Raw genomic sequence first — 6825 nt, forward strand, 5'->3', positions numbered from 1 at the left:
GAGGGCAAACGCCTTCAGCGCCGCCACCGTCGCCGGCGAGCCGGGGAACGGCGCCCCCGTCGCAATCGCCGCCGCCAGATCGGCATCGGTAATGCGCCCGCTCTGAATGGCCTCGGCGTAGAACGCGCGCGGCGCAGTCATCTTGGCGCCGGCCCGCCGCGCTAGCAGCTGCGCCGCCTGCGCAAACGAGTGATCGATCAGACCTAAGTAGGGATTCACGGCAACGAACGTGCGCAACGGCCACAACGGCGCAATCTGGCGCTCGGCCCGCTTGGCTGCCGCGATAACCGTTTCAGCGGTCAGCTCCCGGCTCGGCGCAGCGATAACTGGCAGTGATTGGATATTGGTCTCAACCAGAGTCATTGGCGCTTCCTCCATACGTTGTATTGCATCTCTTATCAGTGTCTATGCGTGTGGATCCGTGCCCCATTCCATCACCGCGCCAACCGGAAGGCGTCGAGCACCCGGTCAAACAGCGCATTAGCGTAGAAGCCGTGCTTGAGATGGACATAGAACGCGCGCCACGCCGGCAGATTGACCAGCGCCGGCAAGAAGGTGCTGAACGCCATCACCGCAACGAAGATGACCACCGCTGCGATCATCGCGACCATCACCGGCATGCTCAGCGCCGGATAGACCGCCACTGCCCCGCCGAGCAAAGCCTCAGCGGCCACTTCGAGCGCGAAGAAGGCAAGTGTCACCAACGCCGCCATCCCCATCGTGCGCACGATAACGTACATCGGAGCCTTACCGGTCGTCCCCTTGACCAGCAGATAGGCGACAGCCGCCATAAAGATGGTGATCATCGCCGTCTCACCGGGCCGCTTGGTAATATCGATCCCGATCGCAGTCGCCACCGCGACAAACATCGCCACCGCCACCGCCATATTCGCCAGCAACGCCAGCGGATTTGGCGCCTTATCCAGCTTCTGCGCGCCGGTATTGCGCACATACTCGATAATGCTGCCCGACGCGAGGAAGGCGTGGGCCTTGTAGCACGAGTGGGCAATCAGGTGCATAATCGCCACCGTGTGCGCGCCAAAGCCGCACAGCATCAACATAAAGCCCATGTGTGCCGCGCTGGAGTAAGCCAGCGACACCTTGACGCTGCTCTGGGTAATCATTGACGACGATGCGAAGAGGGCAGTAAAACCGCCAAGCACGATGAGCAAGATCACCGCCGGCGTCGACAAGAAGACCAGCTCGCCAAACCGCACCACCAAGAAGATGCCAGCGTTAAGCAGACCAGCGTGCAGCAGGGCCGACACCGGCGTCGGTGTCTCCATCACTTCGAGCAACCAGCCGTGGAAGGGGAACATCGCCGACTTAAGCGCCGCCGCGATTACGATCAAGATGGCGGCGGTGGCAGCGCCAGCCGGGATCGCGCCAGACGCCAACGCTGCGCTGGTCGCATCACCGAGCTGGCCCAAATCGGTCGTACCGAAGGTTTGCGCCAACAGCACCGCTGCGCTGATCAGCGCCACATCACCGACACGGGCGATGGTAAACTTCTTGACCGCCGCTCGGATCGCGCGAGGCCGGTCGGGGTAAAACACCAGCAGCTCGTGCAGAGCAAGGCTCATCGCAATCCACGCTGCCACCAACTGCCAGAGATTGCCGGCCATCACCATCAACAGCACGGCGCTGACCGTCAGGTACAAACGGATGAAAAAGAGCTTCTGGCGCGGATCACCATCGAGATAGTTCCGGCTAAACTGGATCAACAACGCGCCCAGCAGCGTCACCAACCACGACATCATCACACTGAGCGCATCGAGGCGCAGCGACAGCCCCACCTCGCCGATGCCGATCAACGGGCTGACCTGCGGGCCGGTGGTCAAGACCACAATCCCCAATGTGAGCATCAAACCAAACGCGCCAATGCTCACCGCCCGCCCAACCTGAAACACCAGCTCAACCGAACGCAACAGGTTGAGCGCTGCCAACAGCGCCACAACCGCCAACGATAGCGGCGCAAGATATCCCAGAAGCGCCAACATCCCATCCATACCGTCGTTACCTCCTTGTGTATCAATGGTCGATGGTTGGATAGTATCATGCCGATTTCGATCAGTAAAATATATGTTTTTACAAAATGCGTTCGTTTTGATAGAATATTTAATGAGGGGTCATTGCAGCAGCGCATGCAATCTGGCATACTGGTGGCGGATGGAGCGCACGGCACCCATCCCACCGCAGGGTTCAAGGGCGGACGGAACCTGTGATCGCAAATGGGGTTGATAGCGTTGGGATGCGCTGGTTTGCCCTCACCCCCGGCCCCTCTCTCGCTGGCGAGGGTTCAAGGGCGGGCAAAACAGATGAGCATAGATGCGGTTGATGGCGTTGGGATGCGCTGGTTTGCCCCTATCCTCGGCCCCTCTCCCGCTGGGGTTCAGGGGCGGACAGAACAGATGAGCATAGATGCGGTTGATGGCGTTGGGATGCGCTGGTTTGCCCCTACCCCCAGCCCCTCCCCCGCTGGGGGTAGGGTGATGGGGAGTGCAGAACTGGACTTTACGGTATCCACAGTGATCGACAGTTCCATGTTCTGTCCGTCCTTCAACAACGCAGGGCAGGAGCCGCACGGCCGTGCGGCGTTACGGTGGGTGTATTAAAAAATTATGTTAAATTATCATCATCTGCGTTATTTCTGGATCGTGGCCCACGAAGGCAATCTCACCCGGGCCGCGCGCAAGCATAACATCGCCCAATCGGCGCTGTCGATGCAGATCAGCGCGCTCGAAGATTATCTGGGCCAACCGCTGTTCGAGCGGGTGGGACGCCGGTTGGTGCTGACCGAAGCCGGCCACATTGCACTCGACTTTGCCGATGCGATCTTCGCCAAAGGCGACGAACTGCTCGGCACCTTTGGCCGTTTGGCCGAGACCCAGCAGAAGGTGTTGCGCGTCGGCTCGCTGTCAACCCTTTCGCGCAATTTTCAAGTGCACTTTCTGCGCCCGCTGCTGATCGATCTCGATATCAAGGTCATCATTCGCTCTGGCGCGCTCGATGACCTGCTCAACAGCCTCAAGCTGTACGATCTCGATGTGGTGCTGTCGGATGTGGCCCCTCCCCGCGATCAGTCCTCGCCGTGGATCATTCACGTGATCGACACGCAGCCGGTGGGGTTGATCGGCCATCCCCGCACTGACCGGTATCAGAAACCGCTCGACGTGTTGTTGCGCACCGAGCCGCTCGTTGTGCCTTCGCCTGAATCGACGGTGCGCGCCGGCTTCGACGCTCTGATGCATCGTTTAGGCATTGAACCATGGATCGTGGCCGAAGCTGACGACATGGCCATGCTGCGGTTGATGGCGCGCGAACACAGCGGCTTATCGGTGCTACCGCCAATCGTGGTCAAAGATGAACTCGACAACGGGATGCTGGTCGAGTATGCCGATTTACCCGACCTCGCCGAGACCTTTTGCGCGATCACTCTTGTCCGGCGGTTCCCCAACCCGTTGTTAAGTCTCGTGTTGCCGAAACCGGCAGCGCCGGAATAGATGATATGCTAACTGAGGAGCGCAGGCTGAGTCTGAGTTCCGCGCTCGCCACGCAGAGCGCAATGGTTGCCGGTATGTTGCTCTTCAGAGCCTCACATGCGCTATCACACCAAACCGTTGATTCTACTTGCCGCCCTGTTCGCGCTCATTGGCGGACGCGCACTGCTCGCAACCACGTTTCCCGTCCCGCGCACATTTGATCTACTCAACACCGTGATCGTGACGGTTTTGCTATGGGTGATCTATCGCAACGTCCAGACTCGCCAACGGCGCGATTGGGTGCTGGCGATCGGGGCAGGGCTGCTCGTGGGCGGGACAATGCCGCTAACCACACTCTTTGCACCGTACCCATTCTGCGGCCTGATCGACGGCGCAGTGGCGCAAGGCCTGTTGCGCGGCCTCTTCACCGTTATTGCTCTGCTCGGCGGGCTAGTGGTGACGCGCCAAGGCGGGCCAGTAGCGTGCCGCTTCGCTGCCGGCGATTGGCGCCAAACCAGCCAGAACATCTGGCTGGTTTGGCGCCAATCGGGTTGCCGTTCGCGGCGGTGAATATAGTTGGGTTACAATTAACCCAGCATCAGCCGATCCAGTGGCAATCGCCAATTGCCGCAATCATTGACGCGCTCCAGCCGGCCATTGTTGAAGAGACGCTCTACCGTTTTGCGCTGTGGGGCTGGCTCTGGTAGCGACTGAGCGCACAATCGCCGGCGCAAGCCGTCTGGTTGACCGGTCTCCTCGCAACGTTGGCCCACGCTTATGCTCACGTTGATGATCGCTGGCTAAGCGCACCGCTGATAGGGTTTGTGATGGGAGGCACGCTCGCGCTCGTATGGGGCGTACCGGCATTGCTGCTGGCCTGCCGCTATGGCCTTGAAGCTGCCATCGCCTTCCACTGGATGCAAGATGCCGTCCGTTTTATCGCCGGGTTCTGATGCGCTGCTGGAGTACGGAGTAGGGGTATGAAATACTGGCTCTTTCTCATGATCGCGATTGTGACTGAAGTGATGGCTACGTCGGCACTGAAAGCGAGCGAAGGCTTTACTCGCCTCTTGCCATCGATCATTGTGGTCGCCGGCTATGGCATCTCGTTTTATATGATGTCGCTGGCGCTGGAAGCGATTCCGGTCGGCATCGCCTATGCGATCTGGTCGGGGATTGGGATTGTGTTGATCACCGTCATTGCATGGGTGCTCTACGGCCAACAGCTTGACCTCTGGGCCGTGATTGGGATCGGCTTTATTTTGGTAGGTGTCCTGATCCTGAACCTCCTCTCGAAGATGGAAGTGCGCTAAGCGCAACGCTTCAGCCGGTTGGGGCCAAAAATCCGCTGAGCAGGCCACGAAAGGGGCGTACTGCTTCGATATGGGGAAAGTGGCCGCACTGCGGGATCACGACTAATTGCGCATCGGGAATTTCACGGCGGGCAGTTTCGGCGTTGTGCAGGGAAAAGACCCGATCCTGCGCCCCCCAGATGAGCAGGGTAGGCGCGCGAACCTCATGCAACCGTGCCCGCAAGCCGGTTAAGGTGAGATCGGTCGCCGCATACCGCCGGCTCAGCGCCGTCAACGCGCGCCGGTTGGCCGCGCCGCTAATTGCCTCGCGCCCGCGCTCGATCAGTTCGGCGTTCACGTGCGGCTCCGGATTGTGGAAAGCAGCCGACAAGAACGCGCGCACCACCGCCGGGTGCGCCGACAGCCAGAGGATCGTCTCGCCGATCACCGGCCAGCCGCCAATAATTGTCAGCGGCGATGGATCAACAAAGCCATCGGTCGCGACTAACGCCAGCCGCGCCACCCGATCGGGATGGCGGATAGCCGTCGCCAGCGCGTATTTGCCACCCATAGAATGGGCAACGAAGGTAGCTCGTTCGATACCGAGAGCCGCCAGCAGCCCGGCGTAGAGATCGCTCTGCAACACCAAGCCATACGGCGCGTTTGCCGGCTTCTCAGAGCGGCCAAAGCCCAACGCATCAACTGCCAGCGCCCGGTAGCCGTGTTCGGCCAACCACGCCACGGTTGGCGCCCAATCGGCGCACGAGCCGGCAAACCCGTGCAAGAGAAGCACTGCTGGCCCATGCCCAGCCTCGATCCAGTGCAACTGGTATCCGTTGACTCGCAACCAGCGTGAACGCATTGCCTCACCTCAATGATCGATGGAACCGGCAGGAGTATACCACGCTCCGCCCGTGTCATTGCGAGCCGAGCGGAGTGAGGCGAAGCAATCCCCTTCGAGGGCGGGAGGGGAGCCTGAGCAGGTTGGTTCCGCTGAAGCGGGGGATTGCTTCGCTCGGGTGGCACCCGGCTGCGCCGGGTACCGCCCGACCGAAGCAATGACAAAAAGCCCCCGCGCGCCGCTGTGAAACAGGAATGCATAATATGTTTGGCAAAAGACCCAAACATGGAGTTTACAGACCATCAAGGAACCGGTAAAGTACATTATCATACCTTACAGCTACCTCCGAGCTAACGCGAGGGTAAGCAGGCGAGTACAGGGCAGAGTTAGAAGTGATGAACGCTTGATAAAGCCTTGCGAGCGAGATAGGCTCGGTGATCCTATACGGGTGATAGGAACGAGACAATACCGGCAATGTTATGAGCGATCTGATCGACATCTTGCAAACGCTGGCTGAACGATCCGGGCGATCGCCATCGCCACTCATCGCGTTGCGCCGGATTCCCGCCGCCGACGGCGCGCGCATTAGCCATTTGCCGGTCGATCAGGCGTTCAATGAGGCATGGGTGCGCGCCATCGGCACCCCGTTTTTTCAAGCCCAATCGATCGCACTGGCCGCCCTCCGGCGCGGCGCGCCGTTTGCGATCACCGGTAGCGGCTTGCTCAGCCGGGCTAGTTTGCATCTGTTGGCGCTTGATCTGCTGCGCAACGAAGCGAACGCTACCGCGCTGTTGATTGCACCCGACGCCGATCAAGCATTGCTGCACGAGCGTGAAGCGACGGCGCTCGCGCGCTTTTGCCAGCCGGCAATTGCCATCGCAGCGACCAATGGCGCGAAGCGCCGCGCTGCGCCGGCGGCCCGGCTGGTCGTCACAACGCTGCCCGAATTGCACGGCGCGCTGCTCCGCTTTCACGACCGCGCATGGCGCTACTTCTGGCGCCAGTTGCGTTTGGTGGCGGTTGCCGATCTCCATACCTATTACGGCATCGCCGCCAGCCACCTCAGTATGATCCTGCTCCGCGCCAGCCGGCTCACGCCACACCCCCTCGCGCTCGGCGGCTCCGTCGCGCCAGTCAGCGGCGCTGAAGCGGCGCTACATCTGCTCAGCGGGCGCGAATGGCGGATCACGGCGGCGAACGATTTGCCCCA

At 60.7% G+C, this 6825-nt stretch carries 8 protein-coding genes and 1 pseudogene; 6 read left to right on the forward strand and 3 right to left on the reverse strand.

The features are described from left to right. Window positions 1-363: putative inorganic carbon transporter subunit DabA (locus U9R81_RS11150; RefSeq protein ID WP_322495530.1), on the reverse strand; the 363-nt coding region annotated here is incomplete at its 3' end. A gap of 71 nt (window positions 364-434) precedes the next feature. Beyond that, entirely contained in the window at window positions 435-2009 is a 1575-nt protein-coding gene (locus U9R81_RS11155; protein ID WP_322495531.1) for a proton-conducting transporter membrane subunit, read from the reverse strand. A gap of 612 nt (window positions 2010-2621) precedes the next feature. On the opposite strand from U9R81_RS11155, the gene U9R81_RS11160 reads away from it, so the two are divergent. The 5 genes from U9R81_RS11160 to U9R81_RS11180 all read left to right on the forward strand — a co-directional run bounded on the left by U9R81_RS11160 (window position 2622) and on the right by U9R81_RS11180 (window position 4795). Beyond that, entirely contained in the window at window positions 2622-3503 is an 882-nt protein-coding gene (locus tag U9R81_RS11160; protein ID WP_322495532.1) for a LysR family transcriptional regulator, read from the forward strand. A 96-nt stretch (window positions 3504-3599) separates the two neighbouring features. After that, complete coding sequence (locus tag U9R81_RS11165; RefSeq protein WP_322495533.1) at window positions 3600-4052, forward strand: hypothetical protein; 453 nt, start codon at window positions 3600-3602, stop codon at window positions 4050-4052. After that, window positions 4019-4189 (forward strand): hypothetical protein, encoded by a 171-nt coding sequence (locus tag U9R81_RS11170; protein WP_322495534.1) that lies wholly within the window; start codon window positions 4019-4021, stop codon window positions 4187-4189. Before U9R81_RS11165 ends, U9R81_RS11170 begins: the two co-directional genes overlap by 34 nt. Window positions 4190-4225: 36 nt before the next feature. After that, window positions 4226-4435: a hypothetical protein gene (locus U9R81_RS11175; protein ID WP_322495535.1), complete on the forward strand. Its 210-nt coding sequence runs from the start codon at window positions 4226-4228 to the stop codon at window positions 4433-4435. A 27-nt stretch (window positions 4436-4462) separates the two neighbouring features. Next, a complete protein-coding gene (locus tag U9R81_RS11180) occupies window positions 4463-4795 on the forward strand; it encodes a multidrug efflux SMR transporter (protein ID WP_322495536.1) in 333 nt (110 codons plus the stop codon). A gap of 10 nt (window positions 4796-4805) precedes the next feature. On the opposite strand, the gene U9R81_RS11185 is transcribed toward U9R81_RS11180, so the two are convergent. Beyond that, window positions 4806-5636: an alpha/beta fold hydrolase gene (locus tag U9R81_RS11185; RefSeq protein ID WP_322495537.1), complete on the reverse strand. Its 831-nt coding sequence runs from the start codon at window positions 5634-5636 to the stop codon at window positions 4806-4808. Between the two features lie 458 nt (window positions 5637-6094). Between U9R81_RS11185 and U9R81_RS11190 the strand changes: the two are divergent. Then, window positions 6095-6825: pseudogene (locus tag U9R81_RS11190) on the forward strand (helicase); the annotation flags it as partial.

The organism is Chloroflexus sp., assembly GCF_034435895.1.
Lineage (GTDB): Bacteria > Chloroflexota > Chloroflexia > Chloroflexales > Chloroflexaceae > Chloroflexus.